General features: G+C 72.0%; 18 protein-coding genes. 6 read left to right on the top strand and 12 right to left on the bottom strand.

Features of this window, described 5'->3' with window-relative positions; genetic code table 11:
• Nucleotides 1–21: 21 nt before the first annotated feature.
• Together AB0I71_RS28430 and AB0I71_RS28425 are read right to left on the bottom strand one after the other, a co-directional pair.
• Nucleotides 22–1,842: a hypothetical protein gene (locus AB0I71_RS28430; RefSeq protein ID WP_357589748.1), complete on the bottom strand. Its 1,821-nt coding sequence runs from the start codon at nucleotides 1,840–1,842 to the stop codon at nucleotides 22–24.
• On the bottom strand, nucleotides 1,842–3,656 hold the full coding sequence (locus AB0I71_RS28425; RefSeq protein ID WP_357589797.1) for a hypothetical protein: 1,815 nt from the start codon (nucleotides 3,654–3,656) through the stop codon (nucleotides 1,842–1,844). Before AB0I71_RS28425 ends, AB0I71_RS28430 begins: the two co-directional genes overlap by 1 nt.
• A 662-nt stretch (nucleotides 3,657–4,318) precedes the next feature.
• Here AB0I71_RS28425 and AB0I71_RS28420 point away from each other — a divergent pair.
• A complete protein-coding gene (locus AB0I71_RS28420; protein ID WP_357589746.1) occupies nucleotides 4,319–5,521 on the top strand; it encodes a hypothetical protein in 1,203 nt (400 codons plus the stop codon).
• 153 nt (nucleotides 5,522–5,674) lie between these two features.
• On the opposite strand, the gene dxs is transcribed toward AB0I71_RS28420, so the two are convergent.
• The 3 genes from dxs to AB0I71_RS28405 all read right to left on the bottom strand — a co-directional run bounded on the left by dxs (nucleotide 5,675) and on the right by AB0I71_RS28405 (nucleotide 11,126).
• Nucleotides 5,675–7,627: a 1-deoxy-D-xylulose-5-phosphate synthase gene (gene dxs / locus AB0I71_RS28415; protein WP_357589744.1), complete on the bottom strand. Its 1,953-nt coding sequence runs from the start codon at nucleotides 7,625–7,627 to the stop codon at nucleotides 5,675–5,677.
• A gap of 150 nt (nucleotides 7,628–7,777) precedes the next feature.
• Complete coding sequence (locus AB0I71_RS28410; RefSeq protein WP_357589742.1) at nucleotides 7,778–8,998, bottom strand: TRAM domain-containing protein; 1,221 nt, start codon at nucleotides 8,996–8,998, stop codon at nucleotides 7,778–7,780.
• A gap of 76 nt (nucleotides 8,999–9,074) precedes the next feature.
• Nucleotides 9,075–11,126 (bottom strand): APC family permease, encoded by a 2,052-nt coding sequence (locus tag AB0I71_RS28405; protein WP_357589740.1) that lies wholly within the window; start codon nucleotides 11,124–11,126, stop codon nucleotides 9,075–9,077.
• 152 nt (nucleotides 11,127–11,278) lie between these two features.
• Between AB0I71_RS28405 and AB0I71_RS28400 the strand changes: the two genes are divergently transcribed.
• Together AB0I71_RS28400 and AB0I71_RS28395 are read left to right on the top strand one after the other, a co-directional pair.
• Nucleotides 11,279–11,941, top strand: a complete 663-nt coding sequence (locus tag AB0I71_RS28400; RefSeq protein ID WP_357589738.1) for a TrkA family potassium uptake protein — start codon at nucleotides 11,279–11,281, stop codon at nucleotides 11,939–11,941.
• Between the two features lie 2 nt (nucleotides 11,942–11,943).
• Complete coding sequence (locus AB0I71_RS28395; protein ID WP_357589736.1) at nucleotides 11,944–12,633, top strand: TrkA family potassium uptake protein; 690 nt, start codon at nucleotides 11,944–11,946, stop codon at nucleotides 12,631–12,633.
• Between the two features lie 84 nt (nucleotides 12,634–12,717).
• On the opposite strand, the gene AB0I71_RS28390 is transcribed toward AB0I71_RS28395, so the two are convergent.
• From AB0I71_RS28390 to dut, 4 genes are all read right to left on the bottom strand, one after another.
• Entirely contained in the window at nucleotides 12,718–13,440 is a 723-nt protein-coding gene (locus tag AB0I71_RS28390; RefSeq protein ID WP_357589734.1) for a DUF3159 domain-containing protein, read from the bottom strand.
• A gap of 31 nt (nucleotides 13,441–13,471) precedes the next feature.
• Nucleotides 13,472–13,852: an OB-fold nucleic acid binding domain-containing protein gene (locus tag AB0I71_RS28385; protein WP_357589732.1), complete on the bottom strand. Its 381-nt coding sequence runs from the start codon at nucleotides 13,850–13,852 to the stop codon at nucleotides 13,472–13,474.
• Between the two features lie 175 nt (nucleotides 13,853–14,027).
• Nucleotides 14,028–14,714 carry a DUF3710 domain-containing protein gene (locus tag AB0I71_RS28380; RefSeq protein WP_357589730.1) on the bottom strand — a complete coding sequence of 229 codons (687 nt, stop codon included), beginning with the start codon at nucleotides 14,712–14,714 and terminating at the stop codon, nucleotides 14,028–14,030.
• Entirely contained in the window at nucleotides 14,711–15,241 is a 531-nt protein-coding gene (gene dut / locus AB0I71_RS28375) for a dUTP diphosphatase (protein ID WP_357589728.1), read from the bottom strand. The genes AB0I71_RS28380 and dut overlap by 4 nt, the downstream gene beginning before the upstream one ends.
• A gap of 86 nt (nucleotides 15,242–15,327) precedes the next feature.
• Between dut and AB0I71_RS28370 the strand changes: the two genes are divergently transcribed.
• Nucleotides 15,328–15,819 carry a DUF3093 domain-containing protein gene (locus tag AB0I71_RS28370; protein WP_357589726.1) on the top strand — a complete coding sequence of 164 codons (492 nt, stop codon included), beginning with the start codon at nucleotides 15,328–15,330 and terminating at the stop codon, nucleotides 15,817–15,819.
• Nucleotides 15,820–15,841: 22 nt separating this feature from the next.
• Here the strand turns inward: AB0I71_RS28370 and AB0I71_RS28365 are convergent, their stop codons facing one another.
• Nucleotides 15,842–16,639 (bottom strand): hypothetical protein, encoded by a 798-nt coding sequence (locus AB0I71_RS28365; protein ID WP_357589724.1) that lies wholly within the window; start codon nucleotides 16,637–16,639, stop codon nucleotides 15,842–15,844.
• A 143-nt stretch (nucleotides 16,640–16,782) separates the two neighbouring features.
• Nucleotides 16,783–17,079 (bottom strand): DUF4193 domain-containing protein, encoded by a 297-nt coding sequence (locus tag AB0I71_RS28360; RefSeq protein WP_007075406.1) that lies wholly within the window; start codon nucleotides 17,077–17,079, stop codon nucleotides 16,783–16,785.
• A 429-nt stretch (nucleotides 17,080–17,508) separates the two neighbouring features.
• Here AB0I71_RS28360 and AB0I71_RS28355 point away from each other — a divergent pair, with 429 nt between their 5' ends.
• On the top strand, nucleotides 17,509–18,024 hold the full coding sequence (locus tag AB0I71_RS28355) for a LytR C-terminal domain-containing protein (protein WP_357589722.1): 516 nt from the start codon (nucleotides 17,509–17,511) through the stop codon (nucleotides 18,022–18,024).
• 84 nt (nucleotides 18,025–18,108) lie between these two features.
• On the opposite strand, the gene AB0I71_RS28350 is transcribed toward AB0I71_RS28355, so the two are convergent.
• Nucleotides 18,109–18,930: an inositol monophosphatase family protein gene (locus AB0I71_RS28350; protein ID WP_357589795.1), complete on the bottom strand. Its 822-nt coding sequence runs from the start codon at nucleotides 18,928–18,930 to the stop codon at nucleotides 18,109–18,111.
• Between the two features lie 288 nt (nucleotides 18,931–19,218).
• On the opposite strand from AB0I71_RS28350, the gene AB0I71_RS28345 reads away from it, so the two are divergent.
• Complete coding sequence (locus AB0I71_RS28345) at nucleotides 19,219–20,817, top strand: RNA polymerase sigma factor (RefSeq protein ID WP_357589720.1); 1,599 nt, start codon at nucleotides 19,219–19,221, stop codon at nucleotides 20,815–20,817.
• Nucleotides 20,818–20,950: the final 133 nt, after the last annotated feature.

Here is a 20,950-nt window from a genome sequence, read left to right as displayed (position 1 = left end):
CCGCAGCCCTCGCCGGGCGCGTCAGCCCACCAGGTGCCGGACGTCCCAGATGAGCGCACCATCGACCTCCCGGGCCGGGCCGAGCAGCGCCTCGACCGTCCGACGCACCGGGTCGCCGTGATGCAGTCCACCCTGGACCACCACGGCCGCCCGCCAGTGCCGCAGGTCAGCCACCGCCTGCCGGCGGTCGGCCTCGCTTATCGGGGGCACCTCGCCGGTGTCGGCCACCCGACGCAACAGCAGCGAGGTGGGCCGGTCCGGCGCGCCCCAGCGCGCCGCCGGGTCGTCCGGGGAACGGGGGCCGATGAAGAAGCCACCCGGGGCGGTGAAGGCCAGGCCGGTCCGGGCGGACCAGAGCATCGCCGGGCTCTGGCCCGCGTTCGTCACCGGCGGCACCGGCACCAGCGTCCGGCCCGCCGGCACGTACGCCCGCCAGGTCCCGTCCGCCACGAACGCCGGAACCGGCCAGGTCGGAACGGTGCGGATCGGTGTCGGTACCAGCGGCAGCAGCGCGGCGGCGACCGCGCCGGCCCAGAGCAGCCGCACCGGTACCCCGTCCGGTCGTGCGCCGGCGGTGGCCGGCTGCCGTCGTACCCGGTCCACCGAGAGAGCGAGCAGAATGCCCAGCACCGGTACGCAGACCAACGAGAACCGGGCCGGCACCACGTGGTCGAGCAGGGGCAGCTCGGCGATCAGCCGGTACGGGCCCGGCAGCTCCGTGAGCGCACCGTCGAGGCGTACCCGGGCACCGAGCGAGAGCAGGGCGAACACGACCCCACACGCGGCCAGCGCACGGACCAGCGGGCGACGCCACAGCCACACCGTCACGACCAGGGCCAGCACCAGCAGACCCGGCCCGAAGAAGGAGTTCTCCTCGGTCGCGTTGGGGGCCAGCAGGGCCGGCAGGCGATGGTCACCGAACACGGTCTGCCGGGCGGTGGCGGTGAACGAGGCGGCGTCCAACTGGTAGGCGATCGCGTGGAAGGGCATCCCCCGGTAGTGGCCGGGGCCGAAGAACTGGAACCACAGCGGATAGGCCAGCAGGGCCGCCGCCACCACCGCACCGAACCCGATCCGGCCGGCCGTGGCCGGGGCGAGCCGGCGCGCGGTGGCCCGGTCGGCCAGCGCGTAGCCGAGGACGAAGACGCCCGCGGCGAGCGCCACGAAGAGCAGCACCTCCTCACCGAGGAAGACCTGGTACGTCACGACCAGACCGAGCAGCACACCGGGCCGCCACACCCGCGACCAGGCGCCCGTTGCCGTTGCCGGAGCGGACGGTTCGGGCACGAACACCAGCGCCAGGATCACCGGCACCAGGAACTGTGCGGCCATGTGCAGGTGCGAACCGGCCTGGGCGACCATGCCGGGGGCGAAACCGCAGACCAGCCCGCCGACCGCGGCGGCCAGCCGGGACTCCACCAGGCGGCGGCGCAGCAGCACGTACCAGGCGGTGGCCGTGCCGGCGAGGCACCCGACCACGGCCACCTCGAACGCCACCTGCGAGCCGAACAGCAGCGTGACCGGGGCCAACGGGACGCCCAGGCCGAGCACCGAGGTGTTGGCCATCAGGTTTACCCCGCCCGGCGCGTTCAGCGCGTCACTCCACAGCGGGTTCTCCCACGCGACCAGGGCACGGGCCGCCCGGGCCAGCATCCATTCGAAGAGGATCTGGTCGCCGGCCTGATGGAAGAGCCGGTCCGGCCGGCCCCACTGCCGGCTGGTCAACCAGGTGGCCAGCGCCAGGTAGCCGGCCACCACCGCCAGGTCAGGCGTACGCGGGCGGAGCCGCCGACGGCGACGGGTGCGGACCTCGACTTCCCGCTCGACGGTGCCTGCCGACATCAGACCCGGGGGTCGGTGAGCGACCGTACGTCCCACACCCAGACGTCCAGTTCGAGCCGGGCCGGGCCGACCAGTTGCTCGACGGTCTGCCGCAGCGGCTCGGAGTGCGGCTGCCGGACCGGCAGCACCAGGATCGCCGCCCGCCAGTGCCGCAACTCGTCAAGCGACCGGCGGCGCTGGCGATCGTTCAGTTCAGGCGTCCGGCCGGTGGTGGCGACCTCCTCCAGCAGCTTCCCGACACCACTCGGCCGCCCCCCGAAGCGGCCCGGGTCACCGGTGTTGCCGTTGCGTGGGGCGAGGAAGTAACCGCCGGGGATCTTGAAGTCGAGGTTCGTGGAGGCGGCCCAGCGCATGCCGTGGGTGTTGCCCATGCTCGGCACCGGGATCGGCACCAGGGTCTGGTCCGGCCCGACGTAGGCGCGCCACCGGTCGGAGGTGATGAAGTCCGGCACCGGGGGGCGGGAGGTCATCGGCAACGGCATGGGGGTGATCGGCAGCAGCGCGAGCACCAGGCCGGCGGCGGTGAGCGTACGTACCGTGCGGCGGTCCATGGACAGCGTGCTGGTCCGCTCGATGGCCAGGGCTAGCAGGACCGCGATGACCACGGTGGTGATCATGCCGAACCGGGTCGGCACCACCGCGTCGAGCAGCGGCAGCCGGACCAGCCATTCCCACGGGCCGACGATCAGTTCCCGGTCCCACCAGGTGATCCGCTCACCGAGGGAGAGGATGGTGTAGAAGGCGGCGGTCACGGCGAGCGCCCGGACCAGCACCTCCCGCCGGAGCCAGAGCACGATCCCGACCGCGATCAGCGCCAGACTCCACCCGAAGAAGGCGTTCTCCTCGGAGTAGTTCGGCGCGAGGTTGACGTTGGCCCGCTGGTTGCCGCCGATGGTGGGCGAACCAGGGGCGAAGTACGCGGCGATGTCATTGCCGTAGTCGCGGACGGCGTCGCTGAGCCCGTGGTACGCCATCGGGCCGGCGAACTGGATGTACAGCGGGTACGCCAACAGCGAGCCGGCGATCACCGTGCAGGTGGCGAGCGCCTTGGCCAACGGTCGCCAGGCCGCCGACCAGAGGCCGGGCCGCTGGACGACCACCGCGATCAGGAAGATCCCGCAGCCCATCGCGGTGAAGAGCAGGATCTCCTCGTTGATGAACGCCTGTGCGCTGACCAGCAGGGCCAGCAGCGCGCCGTCCCGGTACGGCCGGGTCGACCGGGTGATCACCATGACCCGCCAGACGATGAACGGCAGCAGGAACTGGCTGATGATGTTCGGATGCCAGCTGGCGTGCGACAGCATCGCCGGTGAGAAGCCACAGAACCAGCCGCCCACCACCGCGGCGAGCCGGTTGTTCACCACGTGCCGGGACAGCACGAAGTACCAGGCCGAGGCGGTCCCGGCCAGGCCGAGCGTGACCAGCAGCACGAAGGTCACGGCCGGCCCGAAGAGCAAGGTCACCGGCACCATCGGGATACCCAGGGCGAGGATGGCCGTGTTGGCCATCAAATTGACGCCGTCGGGGTAGTTGAACTGCTCGGTGAAGAAGGGGAACTCCCCGTGCAGCACCACCCGCACCGAGTGGGCGAGGAAGAACTGCACCTGGGCCGGGTCACTGCTGTAGAGCGAGGCCACCCGTCCGGCCGGATCCATCCAGATCTGGCTGGTCACCCAGAGCGCGGTCAGCAGGAACCCACCGAAGATCGCGAGATCCCGACGGCGAGGCGTCCACCGGAACCGGCGGCGACGGGCCGGAGCGGCATCGCCGGTGTCGGCTCCCCGGGTACCGTCCGCCGGGCCGGTGCCGGTCAGTTGCCGGGTCGCCCCGGCCTCGGTCGTAGGTGCCGGTACTTCGGTCGTCGGTGCCTCGGTCGTCGAGGTCGCGGGGGCCGGTGCCTCGGTCGTCGGTGCCCGCGTCTCGGTCGCGGGGGCCAAGGCGTCGGTCGCGGGGGCCAAGGCTTCCGTCGCGGGGGTCGGTGCCTCGGTCGCCGGGGCGAGGGCGTCCGTCGCGGGGGCCGCACCGTCGACTGCCGGGGACCTGACCGGGGCCGTCCCGGAGCCGGGCACGGGAGCCTCCGGCGCGGACCGGACATGATCGTCGGGTCGGGACGGTGCCTCGGAGACCGTCGGAGTGCCGGTGCTGTACGTGCCGCCGTGGGTGGCTCCGGCGTTCGTGCCGGCGGCGGCTCGCGCCGCACCGGCAGCGCCGTTCGCCCCATCACCCACGGTGACGACTTCGGACGGAGAGTCGGCGACGTCGGCGGATCTCGGCAGCGCGGCGGCGCGGGTCTCAGCAGGCGTCACAGTCGGCGGAGTCTACCCGAGTGGGGAAAATGCCCCAAGTCAACGCGGTGTCCCCTGTGGTCGGTGTGGTGACCGTGCGACGCAGCGTATGGCGACCCGAAGCGTCGGCGGGACATCTCGTACTATTGCCCTCCGACACGACGACGCGATCTGATCGAGGGGCGTGACAGGTGGCTTCAGCCCGTTGGCGCGGCTTCACCGCCACCGGCCTGTCCACCCTGCTGATCGCCGTCACCGCCTGCGGGCCGGTCGCCGAGCGTCAGCCACGGGACCTGCGGGTCGGCTACGACAGCAGGGACGGTTCGTTGACGGTGTGGCCGCCGCGTGGCTCGCTGGCCGAGGACACCGCGGCGACCGCCGCCGTCACCGCGGCGGTACGCGACTGGCGCTCACCCGTGGACGACCGGGTACATCTACCCTCGTCCGGGATTCTCTTCTCCGGTGAGGTGGACGGCCTGCCGCTGGCCCTGGTCGCCGCGTCGGTACCCGGTGAGGCCGCGTCCTGGCTGCTCCAGCTCACCGGCGACGGTGAGCAGCGGTACACGGTCAGTCACGCCACCGAGTACACCGATCCCGGCTACCTGGTCTACTCCGACGTGTTGCCGGTCCAGACCGCCGACGGGCGGCGTTACCTGACGTCCGAACGGGTCCGGCGGCTGGCCGGGCCGAACGGCCGCACCCTGTCCGACACCGACGGACTGACCGATCCGGTGCAGGTGCCCCGGTGCCGGGCGGTCACCGTCACCGCCACCCTGCGCTCCACCGAGTCACTGCCCCGGGGCCGGGCCAGCGACCGGCTGCTCGACCTCGGCACCGGCACCACCGCACCCCGCTACCCGCTGGTTCGCGACGAGAGCGGCTCCGGCCGACGAGCCCTGACCGGCCTCGACACCTGCCTGCTGGCCGGCGAGGACGGCCCGTTCGGCAGCATCTTCCGGCGCGTCGGCGACCGGGACGTCCCGCAGTCGGTGCCGGCGTCCTGGCCGATGGCGAAACTCGCGGTGCGTACGCTCGGCGAACTCACCCTCGACGGTGGCGAGCCGGGTGAGTTGGAGCAGCTCACCTGGGAGAGCGCCGAGGGCACGATGAGCGCGGTGGTGTACCGGCCCGCCGACGACGGCCCGGTGGTGCTCTCCCCCGCCGACCGGACCAACCCGTTGCAGGTCTACGAGCTGCCGGTACCGGATCAGCCGCTTGTCGTGTTGAGCTGGCGCGCCACCAAGGACACCACGCTGTCGGTGCCGCCGAACACGACCCGCCTGGTCGACCGTCCCGGACTGGTGGTGGCCCCACTTCCCGAGCGCCGCGAGACCTTCAGCCTCGCCGCCGACGAGAAGACCCACTACCGCTCCGCCGGCTCCCCCCGCCGCTAACCCTGCTTCCCCTACCCTCCCCCGGGCCCCACCCCCGCCGCCGAGCGTTGATCATGAAGTTGTTGTCGGGCCACGCCGACCGGAGTGACAACAACTTCATGATCAACACTGCCGACCGCCCGCGCGGTGCTCACGGAGGCGGGGTGGGGTGGGTCAGTTGGGGGTGGGGGTGGGGTTGGCGGTGAGGCGGGGCGGGTCGACCGGCTCGGTGTCGAGGCGGGAGATCCAGCCGGTGATGTCGCGGGCCACGTCCTGGGCGGTCAGGCCGAGCTCGGTCAGGAGCTGGCTGCGCGAGCCGTGCGGATACCAGCCGGCCGGTACGCCCAGGTCCCGCAGCGGCACCCGGACGTCGGCGTCCCGCATGGCCCGGGCGAGCGCGTCACCCACCCCACCGGAGCGGACGCCGTCCTCGACCGTGACCACCAGCCGGTGCTCATTGGCCAGCTCGATCAGCTCGGCCGGGACCGGACGGACCCAGCGCGGGTCGACCACCGTCACCCCGTATCCCTGCTCGGCGACCCGGGCGGCGACCTCCATGCCGAGCTGACCGAAGGCACCCACCGCGACCAGCAGCACGTCGGTACGCGCCGACTCCGCCAGCACGTCGACCGGACCGACCCGTCGCACGGCGGGCAGGTCGGCGGCGACCGCACCGGTCGGGAAGCGGACCACTGTCGGTCCGTCGTCGACGGCCACCGCCTCGCGCAGCTCCTCACGCAGCGTGGCGGCGTCCCGGGGTGCCGCGATCCGCAGGCCCGGCACCACCCCGAAGACCGACATGTCCCAGATGCCGTAGTGGCTCGGCCCGTCGGGGCCGGTGATCCCGGCCCGGTCCAGTACGAAGGTGACCGGCAGCCTGTGCATCGCCACGTCCAGCAGGACCTGGTCGAACGCCCGGTTGAGGAAGGTCGCGTAGACCGCCACCACCGGATGCAGCCCACCGAGCGCCAGGCCGGCCGCCGAGGTGGCGGCGTGCTGCTCGGCGATGCCGACGTCGTAGGTGCGCTCCGGGTACTTGCGGGCCAGCTTCGCGATGCCGGTCGGCTCGGCCATCGCGGCGGTGATGCCCACCACGTCGGGCCGCTCGTCCGCGATCGCGACCAGCTCGTCGGCGAAGACGTTGGTCCACTTCACCGACGGTGCGGCGGTGGCCTTGCCGTCGGTGATGTCGAAGGCACCGGGGCTGTGGAAGCAGTCCGCCTCGTCCTCCTCGGCGGGGCGGTAGCCGTAGCCCTTGCGGGTGACCGCGTGCACGATCACCGGGCCGCCGAAGTTCTTCGCCGCCCGCAGCGCCGTCTCGACGGCGGCGAGGTCGTGCCCGTCGACCGGGCCGACGTACTTGATGCCGAGGTCCTCGAACATCGCCTGCGGCGCGACCGCGTCCTTGATGCCCTTCTTGACCGCGTGCAGCACCTCGTACATCGGCTTGCCGACCAGCGGGGTCGAGCCGAGGGCGTCCTTGACGGCGTCCAGGACCTTCTCGTAGCCCGGGTTGAGCCGCAGCGTGGAGAGGTGGTGGGCGAGGCCGCCGATCGTCGGCGCGTACGAGCGGCCGTTGTCGTTGACCACGATGACCAGCGGGTTGTCGGTGGCGGCGATGTTGTTCAGCGCCTCCCAGCACATGCCGCCGGTCAGTGCCCCGTCGCCGACCACGGCGACCACGCTGCGCGACTCGCCGCGCAGCGCGTACGCCTTGGCCAGCCCGTCGGCGTACGACAGGGCGGTCGAGGCGTGCGAGTTCTCGATGAGGTCGTGTTCGCTCTCGGCCTGGTTGGGATAGCCGGAGAGCCCGCCACGCTGGCGCAGCTTGTCGAAACCGCCCTGCCGGCCGGTGACGATCTTGTGCACGTACGCCTGGTGGCCGGTGTCGAACAGCAGCCGGTCCCGGGGAGAGTCGAAGACCCGGTGCAGAGCCAGGGTGAGTTCCACCACGCCCAGGTTGGGCCCGATGTGCCCGCCGGTACGCGACACCTTGGCGATCAGGAAGTCACGGATCTCGGCGGCGAGGATGTCCAGTTCGGTGGCTGACATCCGCTTGACGTCCTGGGGACCGTGCACCGTGGCCAGCAGCCGGCCGTGGTTGGCCGTGTCCTCTTCAACACTCATGACCGCAGAGTCTATCGGCCCTCGCGCACCCCGCAGCCCGGGCGCGGCGACCATCGGGACTGAGCACCTGGTCAGCTCCGCACCCGTAGCCGGCGTGGCGACCCGCCCGCAGGACGGACCGGGTCGAGGACGCCGTCCGGGGGCGGCCGATCAGGCCGGCGTCAGCAGCCCGACCAGCTCCACGTGCCGGGTCATCGGAAACAGGTCGTACCCACGCAACGCCGCCAACCGCCAACCCAGCTCGGTGAAGCCCCGCAGGTCCCGGGCGAACGCGGCGGGATCACAGGCCACGTACGCCACCGCGCGCGGACCAGCGGCGACCACGTCGCGTACCACCCGCGTCCCGGCCCCCGTCCGGGGCGGGTCGAGCACCACCACGTCGACCGGGCCGGTGACCCGGCGACGGGCCAGGGCGGTCTCCACCCGGGCCGCCACCACCTCGACGGCGGGCAAATCGCGCAGGTTCTCCCGGGCCGCCGTGACCCCGTCACCGGCCGCCTCGACCAGGGTGACCCGCCCGGTCTCGCCGACCCGGTCGGCAAGCGCGGCCGCGAACAGGCCGGCGCCACCGTAGAGATCCCAGGCCCGCTCCCCCGGCCGGGGACCGGTCAGCTCCAGCACCGCGTCGACAAGGGTGTCGGCGGCGGCGGGATGCACCTGCCAGAACGACGAGGTGGGCAGCACCCACTCCCGGCCGGCGGCCCGCTCCCGGACCCGTTCCGGGCCACTGACCCGGCGGCTGGACCCGGCCGCGACGGCGGTCACCGCCACGTCCCCGCCGGTGGAGGCGACGGTCTCCACCGCCTCGGCATCCGGCCAACTCGCCCCGGCGGCGGTGAGCACCGGCAGCTCCTGGATGGCCGGATGGGCGATCAGGCAGCGGTCGACCGGCACCACCTCGTGCGAGCGGTGCTTGAGCAGCCCGGCGCGACCCGCCGCGTCGACCGCGTAGCGGACCCGGGAACGCCAGCCCAGCGAACCACCCGGCAGCGCCGTCACCCGCAGGCCCAGCGCGTCACAGCCGGCCTCGTCCAGCCCGCCGAGGCGGATGAGCTGCTCGCGGACCACCGCCTCCTTCCAGCGCAGCTGGGCGTCCGGGGCGACGTGTTGCAGGTCGCAGCCGCCACAGCGCCCCGGCCGGGCGTACGGGCAGGGTGGGGTGACCCGGTCCGGGGCCGCCTCCAGCACGGTGACCGCGTCGGCCCGGACGAAGCTCCGGTGCACCTCGGTCACCTCGGCAAGTACCCGCTCACCCGGCAGCGCGTGCCGGACGAAGACCACCTGGCCGTCCACCCGGGCCACGCAGTGCCCGCCGGGGGCGACCGCCGCCACGGTCAGCTCGACCCGCTCGGCCTCCTCCAGCCCGCTCATCGCGCCACCTCGCCACGCTCGGCGTCGGGACGAGGCAGCACCGCGCCGAGGCCGATGACCCGCGCGCCACGCTCGCTCATCGTGGTTCCCCGTCCGTCGGTTCGAACTCCGCAGCCGGCGGTGGCAGGGTGCCACGCGGGGCCACCCGGGGGCCACGGACCGGCCCACGGCCGAGCGTGGCGTCCATCCGGTCCAGATCCTTGCCGGCCGTCGAGGCGAGCTGCCACGGCACGCTCGTCACCATCACCCCCGGCTCGAACAGCAGCCGACCCTTGAGTCGCAGCGCGCTCTGGTTGTGCAGCAGGTTCTCCCACCAGCGTCCCACGACGTACTCGGGGATGAAGACGGTGACCACGTCGCGCGGCGACTCCCGGCGGACCCCGGCCACGTAGTTCAGGATCGGGCGGGTGATCTCCCGGTACGGCGAGTCGATCACGGTGAGCGGGATCGGCACGTCCCGCCGTTCCCAGTCGACCTGCAACTGCCGGGTGTCGTGGTCGTCCACGTTCACGGTCACCGCGGTGAGGGTGTCCGGCCGGGTGGCCTGGGCGTACGCCACCGCCCGCAACGTGGGCTGGTGCAGCTTGCTGACCAGCACGATGGCGTGGTTGCGGGCCGGCAGCACCGGCCGCCCGTCGTCCGGGGCCAGCTCGACGGCCACCCGGTCGTAGTGCCGCCGGATGGCCAGCATCAGCACGTAGATCACACCCATCGCGACGATGGCGATCCAGGCGCCGAGCAGGAACTTGGTGATCAGCACGATCACCAGCACCGCGGCGGTCATCGCCATGCCGAAGGTGTTGATCGCCCGGGACCGGACCATCCGGCGGCGCGCCTGCGGGTCCCGCTCGTTGCGCAGCAGCCGGTTCCAGTGCCGGATCATCCCGGCCTGGGAGAGGGTGAACGAGACGAAGACGCCCACGATGTAGAGCTGGATGAGCTTTGTCACCTCAGCCTGGAAGCCGACGATCAGCAGGATCGCGAACCCGGCCAGGAAGAGAATCCCGTTGGAGAAGGCGAGCCGGTCGCCCCGGGTGTGCAGTTGCCGGGGCAGATAGCGGTCCTGGGCGAGGATCGATCCGAGCACCGGGAAGCCGCTGAAGGCCGTGTTGGCGGCCACGAACAGGATCGTGGCGGTCACCCCGACGACCAGGAACAGCAGCACCGAGCCGGACCCGAAGATCGTCTCACCGAGCTGGGCGGTGACCGTCTTCTGCACGTACCCCTCGGGGCCGCCGACGATCTGCAGGGCGGGGTCCTCGACGAACTGCAGCCCGGTGAGCCGGGCCAACCAGACGATGCCGACAAGCATGGTCACCGCGACCAGGCCGAGCATCAGCAGCGTGGTGGCGGCGTTGCGGCTCTTCGGTGCCTTGAACGCCGGCACCCCGTTGGAGATCGCTTCCACGCCGGTCAGCGCGGCACAGCCGGAGGAGAAGCTGCGCAACAGCAGGAACGCCATCGCCCAGCCGGTGGTGTCGTGCCACTCGGCGGCGATGACCAGGTCGGCGCTGGGGGCACGCAGGTCCTCACCGAGCACGACGATCCGGACCAGCCCGGTGACGATCATCCCGATGATGACGATCATGAAGCCGTACGTCGGAATGGCGAACGCGCTGCCCGCCTCCTTGATCCCGCGTAGGTTCACCGCGGTCAGCAGCACCACTGCGGAGACCGCGATGAGCACCTTGTGGGTCGCCACGAAGGGAATCACCGAGCCGAGGTTGGCCACCCCGGAGGAGACCGACACGGCGACGGTGAGCACGTAGTCGACAAGCAGCGCACTGGCCACCCCCACCCCGGCGCGCGGGCCGAGGTTCACCGTGGCCACCTCGTAGTCGCCGCCGCCCGAGGGGTAGGCGTGCACGTTCTGCCGGTAGCTGGCCACCACTGTCAACATGACCACGACCACCCCGAGGGCGACCCACGGGGAGAACACGAACGCCGAGGCGCCCGCGATGGAGAGCATCAGCAGGATCTCGTCCGGCGCGTACGCCACGCTCGACAGCGCGTCCGAGGCGAAGACGGGCAGGGCGATGCGCTTCGGCAGGAGGGTGTGCTTGAGCCGGTCGGACCGGAACGGCCGGCCGACGAGCAGCCGCTTCAGCAGGGAGGTGGATCGGGCCACAACGGCAAAGCGTACGACCACCGCCGGTGGGCGCGTGGGGTGGCCGGCTGCGGACGTATCCGGCGCCGGAGTACCGTCGGTCCCCGCCCGCGGCCCCGACGTGGCAGGCTCGCAGGCGACGAGGCGCAGCGGTACGCACCGTGGGAGGCAGCGTGCATGTCGTGATCATGGGTTGTGGCCGGGTCGGCTCGACCCTGGCTCACAACCTGGAGTCCCGGGGGCACTCGGTAGCGGTCATCGACCAGGACGCGGACGCCTTCCGCCGGTTGCGGCCCGACTTCGCCGGTGTCACGGTCACCGGGGCCGGCTTCGACGGCGACGTGCTGCGCCAGGCCGGCATCGAGCGGGCCGACGCCTTCGCCGCCGTCTCCAGCGGCGACAACTCCAACATCATCTCGGCCAGGTTGGCCCGCGAGACCTTCGGCGTGGTCCGGGTCGCGGCCCGCATCTACGACCAGCGCCGGGCACAGGTCTACGAACGGCTCGGCATACCCACCGTGGCCACCGTCAGGTGGACGGCCGACCGGATGCTGCGGCACCTGCTGCCCGAGGGCAACGTGGAGATCTTCCGGGATCCCACAAGCACCGTCTCGATCGTCGAGGTGCCGGTGCACAAGGACTGGATCGGCCGCCCGGTGCGGGCCCTGGAGGATGCGACCGGGGCCCGGGTGGCGTACCTGATCCGGTTCGGGATCGGCACGCTGCCCACCGCCTCCAGCGTGGTGCAGGAGGGCGACCAGGTCTTCATGCTGGTCACCGACGACATGGTGGCGGCGGTCACATCCGTGGCGGCGACGCCGGAAGGGGGACAGTGATCATGCGGGTCGCCATCGCCGGTGCCGGCAACGTGGGCCGCTCCATCGCCCAGGAGCTGATCGAGAACGGCCACCAGGTGATGCTCATCGAGCGGCAGCCCCGGATGCTGCGGCCGGCCCGGGTACCGGACGCGGAGTGGGTGCTGGCCGACGCCTGCGAGCTGGCCAGCCTGGAGGAGGCCGAGCTGGCCGGCTGCGACGTGGTGGTCGCGGCCACCGGCGACGACAAGGTCAACCTCGTGGTCTCGTTGCTGGCCAAGACCGAGTTCGCGGTGCCCAGGGTGGTCGCCCGGGTCAACCGGGCCGAGAACGAGTGGCTGTTCACCGAACAGTGGGGCGTGGACGTGGCGGTCAGCAAGCCACGGGTGATGGCCGCGCTGGTCGAGGAGGCGGTGACAGTTGGTGACCTGGTCCGCCTGATGACGTTCCGGCAGGGTGAGGCGAACCTGGTCGAGATCACGTTGCCGCCGACCGCGCCCTATGTCGGGCGCCCGCTGCGCGACGTGCCGCTGCCCCGGGATTCCGCGCTGGTGGCGATCCTGCGCGGCAAGCGGGTCCTGGTGCCCAGCCCGGACGACCCGGTCGAGGCCGGCGACGAACTGGTCTTCGTCTGCACCGCCGAGATGGAGGACGCGGTACGCGCGGTGGTGCTCGGCCCGGACAGCGTCGAACGCACCCGCGAATCACGCTGACCGGGGCGTCCCAGCCGCTCACTGACCGGAGCCGTCCAGGCCGGGCCGCTCCGGCGGGCCGGGCAGGCCACCGCCGGTGGCGGCTCAGCTCGTCAGCGGCTCCGTCGGGCGCTCGCGAGTCACCCGACGCACCGTCCAGACGGTGATCAGCAACAGCAGCACGTACGGCGGGTAGCCCAGGGCCAGTCGCGCCACCCCGAGGGCGGTCTCCATGTCGGCGGCCGCGGCCTCGTCGCCGAGCTGGTCGAACCGGCGGGCCGCCAGGTAGATGGCGGCCTGCACGCCGACCTTGGCCAGCCAGACCACACCCCAGAGCACGGTCAGCCTGGTGAAGGTACGGACCAGCAGGGGATCGTCGCGCCACTCCGAACTGCCCTTGGCCACCAGCACCGACCAGATCCAGCCGACGAGCGGTTGCCGGATCACCGCCGAGAGCAGCAGGGCCAGGCCGTAGCCGATGCCGTAGAGGATCCCCGGCAGGTAGAAGTCACGCGCGTCGCCGGTACGCCAGGCGATGGCGGCACCGATCCCGATGCCGAACAGGCCGTTCACCGCGTGCCGCACCGGCCGGCGCTGAGCCAACCGCAGCCCGCCGATCAGCAGCGCCACCGCCACCGACGCGATCACGGCGGGCCGCAGCTCGCCGATGATGTTGGCGATCACGAAGACCACCACCGGGATGCTGGACTCGGCCAGCCCTCGCCAGCCGCCGAGCTGGTCGGCCATCTGCTCGGCGACGGTGGGCAGCCGCTCCTCGTCCGCCGGCCCGGTCTCCGGCTGGGTCGCCGGGTGTTGTCCGGTCGTCATCGTCCGCTGTCCATCCGCAACGCCCGCAGGTTCACTTTGACGACTCCAGCTCGTAGTACGGGTTGTAGATGACCTTGCGGTCGTCGCGCACCGCGATCCGTCCCCGGGCCGTCAGGTGCCGCCCGGGCTCGATGCCGACGATGTGCCGCCGCCCGAGCCAGACCAGGGTCACGACGTCACTGCCGTCGTAGAGATCCGCTTCCAACGCCGGCAGGTTCGTCCGGGGGGTGTAGACGACGGTACGCAGCCGGCCACTGACCGACACCACCTGCCCCCGCGCGCACTGCAGCACCGGCACCGCGCCGCAGCGGGCACTCTCCCGCTGTAGCTGCTGGGCCTCGATCTCGGCCTCGCTCGCGGTCAGCCGTCGCAACATCCGCCGCAGCGAACCCCGACCCTCGTCGGTGGTCATGAGCTCCGCGTCACCCTCTCCACGCCGGCCGGCTGGCACCGGAAGCCACCGCCCCCGGACGACAGCCGGGAGGGCACCCGTCAGCGTACGCCGCACCGCGCGCTCCCGGCGCGCCGGAAGCGCTCGTCCGGCCGGGCCGGGCGGCCCCTGGAGGCACCGGGCCGCCGAGGACGGCTCAGCGGCCTCCGGGCGCCGACGCGGCGTCGGCCGGCCCGGCGGCGGGGTCCGCCGTTGCGGCCTGCTCGCCCGCCTCGCGCGGCAACCGCAACGGCAGCGGCTCACGTACCGGTTTGGCCTCCACCCCCCGGTCGACGACCAGCCCGTCCAGACAGTGGGCCAGCGGACCGGCGGCGGCCGGGTCGGTGGCCGCGGCGCCCTGGTAGACCGCACGGACCATCCAGCGCGGTCCGTCGACGCCGACGAACCGCAGATCGGTCAGGCCGTCCTCGGTACGTACCCGGGCGTGCAGTTCCGTGCCGTACTCGCCGTCGACCTCCTGCGCGGCGGCGCCGTCGGCGAACAGCGACTGGCGGATCTCCTCGCGCACCTCGTCCCAGATCCCCTCGGAGCGCGGCGCGGCGAAGACACCGAGCTGGAGGGCGCTCTGGCCGTGCACCAGCACCACCTGCTGGACCACCCCCTGCTGGTCGGCCTGCACCCGCACCTCGACCTCGGGCACCGCCGGGATCTGCAGGCTGCCCAGGTCGAGCCGCTGCACCCCGTCCGGCGCCTCGGTGACGTCGTACGGTCCACGCGCCGGCTCCACCGGGGCCGCTGGGGCACCCTCGGCGGTGTCGGGCAGGTTCGTGGCCCGCTCGTCAAGGGCGTGCCGTCCCGCGGCCCGCTTTCGGGAGAAGATCACTGCGTCCAACCTCCGCTGTTCGCACTCACGGTGCCGTCTTTTCCGTTCGCGCCGTCCATGGCCGGCGGCGGTACCAGCCCGGCGTGACCGCCGGTGGAGCCGTGCCCACCGGTCCCGCGTCCGGACGCGGGCAGCTCGGCCACCGGCTGGAAGATCGCCCGTTCCACCCGCTGCACAACCAGCTGCGCGATCCGGTCGCCCCGGGAGATCTTCACCGACGCGGCCCGATCATGGTTGATCAGGTTGACCAGGATCTCACCCCGGTAGCCGGCGTCGACCGTACCGGGCGCGTTGAGCACCGTCACGCCGAGTCTGGCGGCGAGCCCCGATCGGGGATGGACCAGGCCCACGTACCCCTCGGGCAGCGCGATCGCCACGCCGGTCGGCACCAGCGCGCGACCACCGGGTGGCAGCTCCACGTCGGCGGCCGCCACCAGGTCGGCACCGGCGTCACCGGGATGGGCGTACGCCGGCACCGGCAGCTCGGGATCGAGCCGCCGGACCGGCACGGGCACCACGTCGGTCACGATGTCCCTCTTTCGTCCGTTCCGCTGGGGGTGACCCTGTCATCCTGCCCGGTACCCGGGGCTCGCCGCGCCGTACCCTGGCACGAGTGAGCCAGTCACCGTCACCTTCGTCCGTCTCGGCGCCTCCGGCGTACGCCGAGCGTCTGCGTCTGCCCTGGTGGTTGTGGCTGGCCGGGCTCGCGGCCGCCGCCGGACTCGCGGTGGAGGTGTGGATGGGCGCGCCCGGTGCGCGCGCCTGGCTGCCGTTCGCGGTGCTGCTGCCGGCCGCCGTCGCCGGGCTGGCGTGGCTGAGCCGGATCCGGGTCGCGGTGCGCGATGGCGAACTGCGGGTCGATGACGCCCGGCTGCCCGTCCGGTTCGTCGCCGACGCCGTCGCGCTGGACGCCGACGGTCGGCGTGAGGTGCTCGGTGTCGGTGCCGATCCGCTGGCGTTCGTCGTCCAGCGGCCGTGGATCCCCGGTGCCGTCCAGGTGGTCCTGAACGATCCGGCCGACCCCACGCCGTTCTGGGTGGTCAGCTCCCGGCATCCGGTCGAGCTGGCCGAAGCCCTGCTGGCGGCGCGGGACTCGGCGCGCTGATCCGACCCGCCACCCGTCGGGTTCAGGAGGAGCCGGGCAGGGCGGGTGGAGCGGGTGGCACGCCGGGCAGGCCGCGCCGCTGTCGGCGCAGGTCGGCGCGGAGCTGGTCGGCCAACGTGCGGGTGGCCCGCCGGTTCAGGTAGCTCGCCACCGCGGCTCCGGTCAGGAAGGGGCCCAACGTGGTGAGGTTACGGCCGAAACGCTTGAGCAGGGTGTCCCGCAGCTCGTTCCGGGCGGCCGTGCCCAGCACGGCACCCACGCCGACGCCGGGCATCATCGGATTGACCCCGCGCTGGCTGGCCCAGGCCTGCACCAACGCGATCGTCCGCTCGGTGCCACCGGCCGGCAGCGGTACGCCGTAGACCTCGTGCAGTTCACCTGTCAGCTTCAACTCCACCGCCACCACCGCCACCGTCTCGGCGGCGAGCAGTACCGGAGCGGACAGCAGGCTCGGGGTGACCGTCCACTGCACCGCCGAGGCGCCACCGCCGGCAGCGCCGACCCCGGCCGTCGCCCGGGACGCGTTGCGGACCAGCCGGTCGGCCAGTTCCTCGTCCGACAGCCCGGGAAAATGCCGACGCAGGGTGGCCAGGTCCCGCACCGGTACGTGGGGAGCGATCTCCGCGACCGTGTCCACCATCCAGCGCACCGCGGCCCTCGGCTTGAACAGGTCGCCGATCCCCCGGGCCCGGGCCTGCCCGACCAGCCGGGCGAGCAGCTGACGCCGTTTCGCCGGCTCGATCTCGTCGGCGGTCAGTGCCGCGACAGTCTTCCCCAGCTCGTCGGTGCCATCGTCGGCACCCTCGCTGTGCTCGCTCATGACCGCACCACGGCGCCGAGCCCGCCGATTCGCTCGCTCATGGCTAACGAGTCAACCAGGTCGGGCGGCGTGGCGCTCGCCGAGCCGGGCGGCGGCGACTCCACACGGGAGTCGCCGCCATGGTCGTGGACATCGCCCTGCGGTCAGACGCACTCTCGGCAGATCAGCTCGCCGTTCCGCTCCACCGCCAGCTGGCTGCGGTGGTGCACCAGGAAGCAACGGGCACAGCGGAACTCGTCCTGCTGCATCGGTAGCACCTTGACCGTCAGTTCCTCGTCGGCAAGGTCGGCGCCGGGCAACTCGAAGCTCTCAGCCACTTCGGCCTCGTCGACGTCCACGGCGCCCGACTGCGAGTCGACACGCCGGGCCTTGAGCTCTTCCAGGCTGTCCTCGCCGAGGTCGACCTCGTCGCGGCGCGGGGCGTCGTAGTCGGTGGCCATCGGTTTCACTCTCCCATTTCGATGTTGTCGCTTCCGGTTGTAACGCCGGACGACGCTGTTTCGGTTCCGCTGGCCGGCCACCGCTAGTGTCGGCCACCTGACCCGACGACCGCTCGGACCAGACCGCCAGAGGATCTCCCCGGCGAGCGCGGAACCCTACCCCCCCTTTGGGCGAGGCATGTATACCGCCCTCGTGGCTGAGATGTACGCCCCTGCACGGGAAGTTGTTCCCAATGTGACTCAGGCGACACGAAGATAGGGGTAGTACTACCCCGTTCTCCGGTGGCGCGCCGGCATGTCGGACTGTTTCCACGCGACGGTCGGACACCCGTTAACCTCAGCGGCGTACCCGACGGCCGACGGGACGGCCCGATCGCCGGCCGCTGCCACCCACCATTGCCCGGGAGTGCCCTGATGAGCTTTGCGCGAGTGCGAGCACTCGTTGTCGTCGGCCTGCTGGCGGTGGTCGCCCTGGTCTTCGTGGTCATGGCCCTGGTCAAGGACACCCAGGGTAACGCCGGTGTCGGCGAGGGTTGTCCCGACGACTGGCCGCGCGCCGACGTCACCCTGCGCGACCGCAAGGATGTCAAGGTCAACGTGGTGAACGGCACGGAACGCCCCGGTCTGGCCGCCGATGTCGGGAACTCCTTCCGCAACCGCGATTTCCAGGTGCAGAAGGAAACCACCCAGAAGAAGAAGATCGACGACGTGGCGGTCCTGCGCTACGGCCCGAAGGGGGTCGGCTCGGCGCACCTGCTGCGAGCGTACTTCCTCGGCGACGCCGAACTGGAGTACAACCCCAAGCGCGAGGACGACATCGTCGACGTGGTGCTGGGCAGCAGCTTCCAGCAGTTGGCCACCACCACCGAGGTCAACCAGTCACTCGGCGACCTCGGCGCCCCGGTCGCCCCGCCGGGCTCCTGCCCGGTGACTGTCGACGGCTGACGCCGAGCGGATTCCGGTCCGCCGGCTGACCGCCGGATCGCCGCACGGTCCCGCACCGGCCTGGCCGGGCACGCCCGGGCACCGTCAGGGGCCGCCGGAGGCGTCCAACGCGGCCAGGCGGTCGTGCAGCGCGTCGAACAGGGCCGGTGGGGCGGCGACGACCATCTCCGGCCCCGGGTCCAACCCCTTGAGCCCACCGACCCGCAGGCCGGCCTCGGTGGCCACCAGAGCTCCGGCGGCCTGGTCCCAGGCGGCCAGGCCCTTCTCGTAGTAGGCGTCGGCCCGCCCCTCGGCGACCATGCAGAGATCGACGGCGGCGGCGCCGAGGCGGCGGATGTCGCGGACGTGTGAGATCAGTTCGGTGAGCACCCGGGCCTGATGGACCCGGCGCGCGGAGTCGTAGCCGAAGCCGGTGACCACCAGCGCCTGACCTAGATCGGTCTCAACGGAGCAGCTCAGCCGCCGGCCCTCGCGCCAGGCACCACCGCCGAGCGTCGCGGTCCACTCCTCGCCGGTGTGGATGTTGCGCACCACACCCGCCACCACCTCGCCGTCCACCTCCGCGGCGATCGACACGGCGCAGTGCGTCAGGCCGTACAGGTAGTTGACGGTGCCGTCGATCGGGTCGACGATCCACCGCACCCGGGGCCGGGGGCCGCCGCCGTTCGCCGCGGCGCCGTACTCCTCGCCCAGCACGGCGTCCTCCGGCCGCAGCCGGCGCAGTTCGGCGGTGATCTGGCGCTCCACCTCCCGGTCGGCCGCGGTCACCACGTCAGTGACGGTGCTCTTGGTCGCCGCGACCGAGACGCCCTCGGTGCGCATCCGGTACGCGGTGGCCGCCGCACCCCGGGCCACCTCGATCGCGATCTCCAGCAGTTGCGGTGGCGATGGCGCCGAGCGCTCCATCATCCGTCCCCTTCCCGCACGGCCAGGTATCCGGCTTCCGCACGGGTATCATCCTTACAAAGTCCAAAAGCGCACCGAATCGGCGGTCCCGACCGCCGATCAGCCGTGCGGCGCAGGATGATCGCCGCAGACGGCGTTACAATTCACCCCTGCCCACGCGCCACGGACCGCCCGACACCCGGCCGGCCCGGGACACGGGGGTTCCTCAACCACATCGCCCGCCGCGGTGCCCCACGCTGCGTCGGACGAACCCGGCCGTGCTCGCTCTTCGCCTCCGGAAGGTCATTCGTGACAGAACCCCGCCAGACCGGCGCCGACGTTCGCTCGCTCACCGACACCCTGATCGCCCACGCGCAGAGCGCCGGCGGCCAGCTCACGTCGGCCCAGCTCGCGCGCACCGTCGAGTCCGCCGAGGTGACTCCGGCCCAGGCCAAGAAGATCCTACGGGCGCTCTCCGAGGCCGGGGTGACCGTCGTGGTCGACGGCTCGGCCAGCACCCGCCGACGGGTCGCCGCCGCCCGGTCCGCCACCCCGGCGTCCCGGGCCACCACCGCCAAGACCACCAAGAAGGCGGCCGCGCCCGCCCCGAAGCAGGCGCCTGCGGCCGAGGAGGCACCGGCACCGGCGCCGCGGAAGGCGACCTCGCGCAAGGCGGCCGGCACCACTGCGGAGGTGGCCGCCAAGGCCGCCGCCCCGGCCAAGAAGTCCACCCGGGCCACCAAGGCCACCGTGGCCGCTGCCGCAGGCGCGAAACCGGGCAAGGTGGGCGAGGGCGAGGCCGCCGAGGGTGAGGTCAACCCCGAGGAGCTGGCCGCCGAGATCGAGGACGTGGTGGTCGAGGAGCCGGCGGAGCTGGCCCGGGCCGCCGCGACCGACGCGGCGAACTCCGCCACCGACAACGACTTCGAGTGGGACGACGAGGAGTCCGAGGCGCTCAAGCAGGCGCGCCGGGACGCCGAGCTGACCGCCTCGGCGGACTCGGTCCGGGCGTATCTCAAGCAGATCGGCAAGGTCCCGCTGCTCAACGCCGAGCAGGAGGTGGAGCTGGCCAAGCGGATCGAGGCCGGGCTCTACGCCGCCGAGCGGCTGCGGGCCGCCGACGAGGGCGAGGAGAAGCTCGCCCGGGACATGCAGCGAGACCTGCTGTGGATCTCCCGGGACGGCGAGCGGGCCAAGAACCACCTGCTGGAGGCGAACCTCCGCCTGGTCGTGTCGTTGGCCAAGCGGTACACCGGCCGTGGCATGGCCTTCCTCGACCTCATCCAGGAAGGCAACCTCGGCCTCATCCGCGCCGTCGAGAAGTTCGACTACACCAAGGGCTACAAGTTCTCCACCTACGCCACCTGGTGGATCCGCCAGGCCATCACCCGCGCCATGGCCGACCAGGCCCGCACCATCCGCATCCCGGTCCACATGGTCGAAGTGATCAACAAGCTGGGCCGGATTCAGCGCGAGCTGCTCCAGGATCTGGGCCGTGAGCCCACGCCTGAGGAACTCGCCAAGGAGATGGACATCACACCGGAGAAGGTGCTGGAGATCCAGCAGTACGCCCGGGAGCCCATCTCGCTCGACCAGACCATCGGTGACGAGGGCGACAGCCAGCTCGGTGACTTCATCGAGGACTCGGAGGCGGTGGTCGCCGTCGACGCGGTCTCCTTCTCCCTGCTCCAGGACCAGCTCCAGCAGGTGCTGCAGACGTTGTCCGAGCGTGAGGCGGGTGTGGTACGTCTGCGGTTCGGGCTGACCGACGGCCAGCCGCGTACCCTGGACGAGATCGGTCAGGTCTACGGCGTGACCCGCGAGCGGATCCGGCAGATCGAGTCCAAGACGATGTCCAAGCTCCGGCATCCTTCCCGTTCCCAGGTGCTCCGCGACTACCTCGACTGATCAGGATCCGTCAACTGATCGTGCCCGTTTGACCACCTGGCGTACAACGTCGGATGGTGATCAGGTGGTTGCACGATTGTGATCGTTGACGTGGCACCCTTGGTGCACGGCACACTGTCCGTGCCATGTGTGA

Origin of the sequence: Micromonospora sp. NPDC049891 (assembly GCF_040660295.1) — a bacterium.
Taxonomy (GTDB): domain Bacteria; phylum Actinomycetota; class Actinomycetes; order Mycobacteriales; family Micromonosporaceae; genus Micromonospora.
The sequence above is the reverse complement of the archived record's forward strand: the minus strand, read 5'-3'. Positions and strand labels throughout refer to the sequence as shown.

Excerpts from the sequence above, each read along its gene's own strand:
- AB0I71_RS28385 (WP_357589732.1), bottom strand. The coding sequence starts at position 13,852 with ATGACCACCGACGAGGGTCGGGGTTCGCTGCGGCGGATGTTGCGACGG.
- AB0I71_RS28350 (WP_357589795.1), bottom strand. The coding sequence starts at position 18,930 with ATGGAGCGCTCGGCGCCATCGCCACCGCAACTGCTGGAGATCGCGATC.
- AB0I71_RS28390 (WP_357589734.1), bottom strand. The coding sequence starts at position 13,440 with ATGACGACCGGACAACACCCGGCGACCCAGCCGGAGACCGGGCCGGCG.
- dxs (WP_357589744.1), bottom strand. The coding sequence starts at position 7,627 with ATGAGTGTTGAAGAGGACACGGCCAACCACGGCCGGCTGCTGGCCACG.
- AB0I71_RS28395 (WP_357589736.1), top strand. The coding sequence starts at position 11,944 with ATGCGGGTCGCCATCGCCGGTGCCGGCAACGTGGGCCGCTCCATCGCC.
- AB0I71_RS28410 (WP_357589742.1), bottom strand. The coding sequence starts at position 8,998 with ATGAGCGGGCTGGAGGAGGCCGAGCGGGTCGAGCTGACCGTGGCGGCG.
- AB0I71_RS28430 (WP_357589748.1), bottom strand. The coding sequence starts at position 1,842 with ATGTCGGCAGGCACCGTCGAGCGGGAAGTCGAGGTCCGCACCCGTCGC.
- AB0I71_RS28365 (WP_357589724.1), bottom strand. The coding sequence starts at position 16,639 with ATGAGCGAGCACAGCGAGGGTGCCGACGATGGCACCGACGAGCTGGGG.
- AB0I71_RS28360 (WP_007075406.1), bottom strand. The coding sequence starts at position 17,079 with ATGGCCACCGACTACGACGCCCCGCGCCGCGACGAGGTCGACCTCGGC.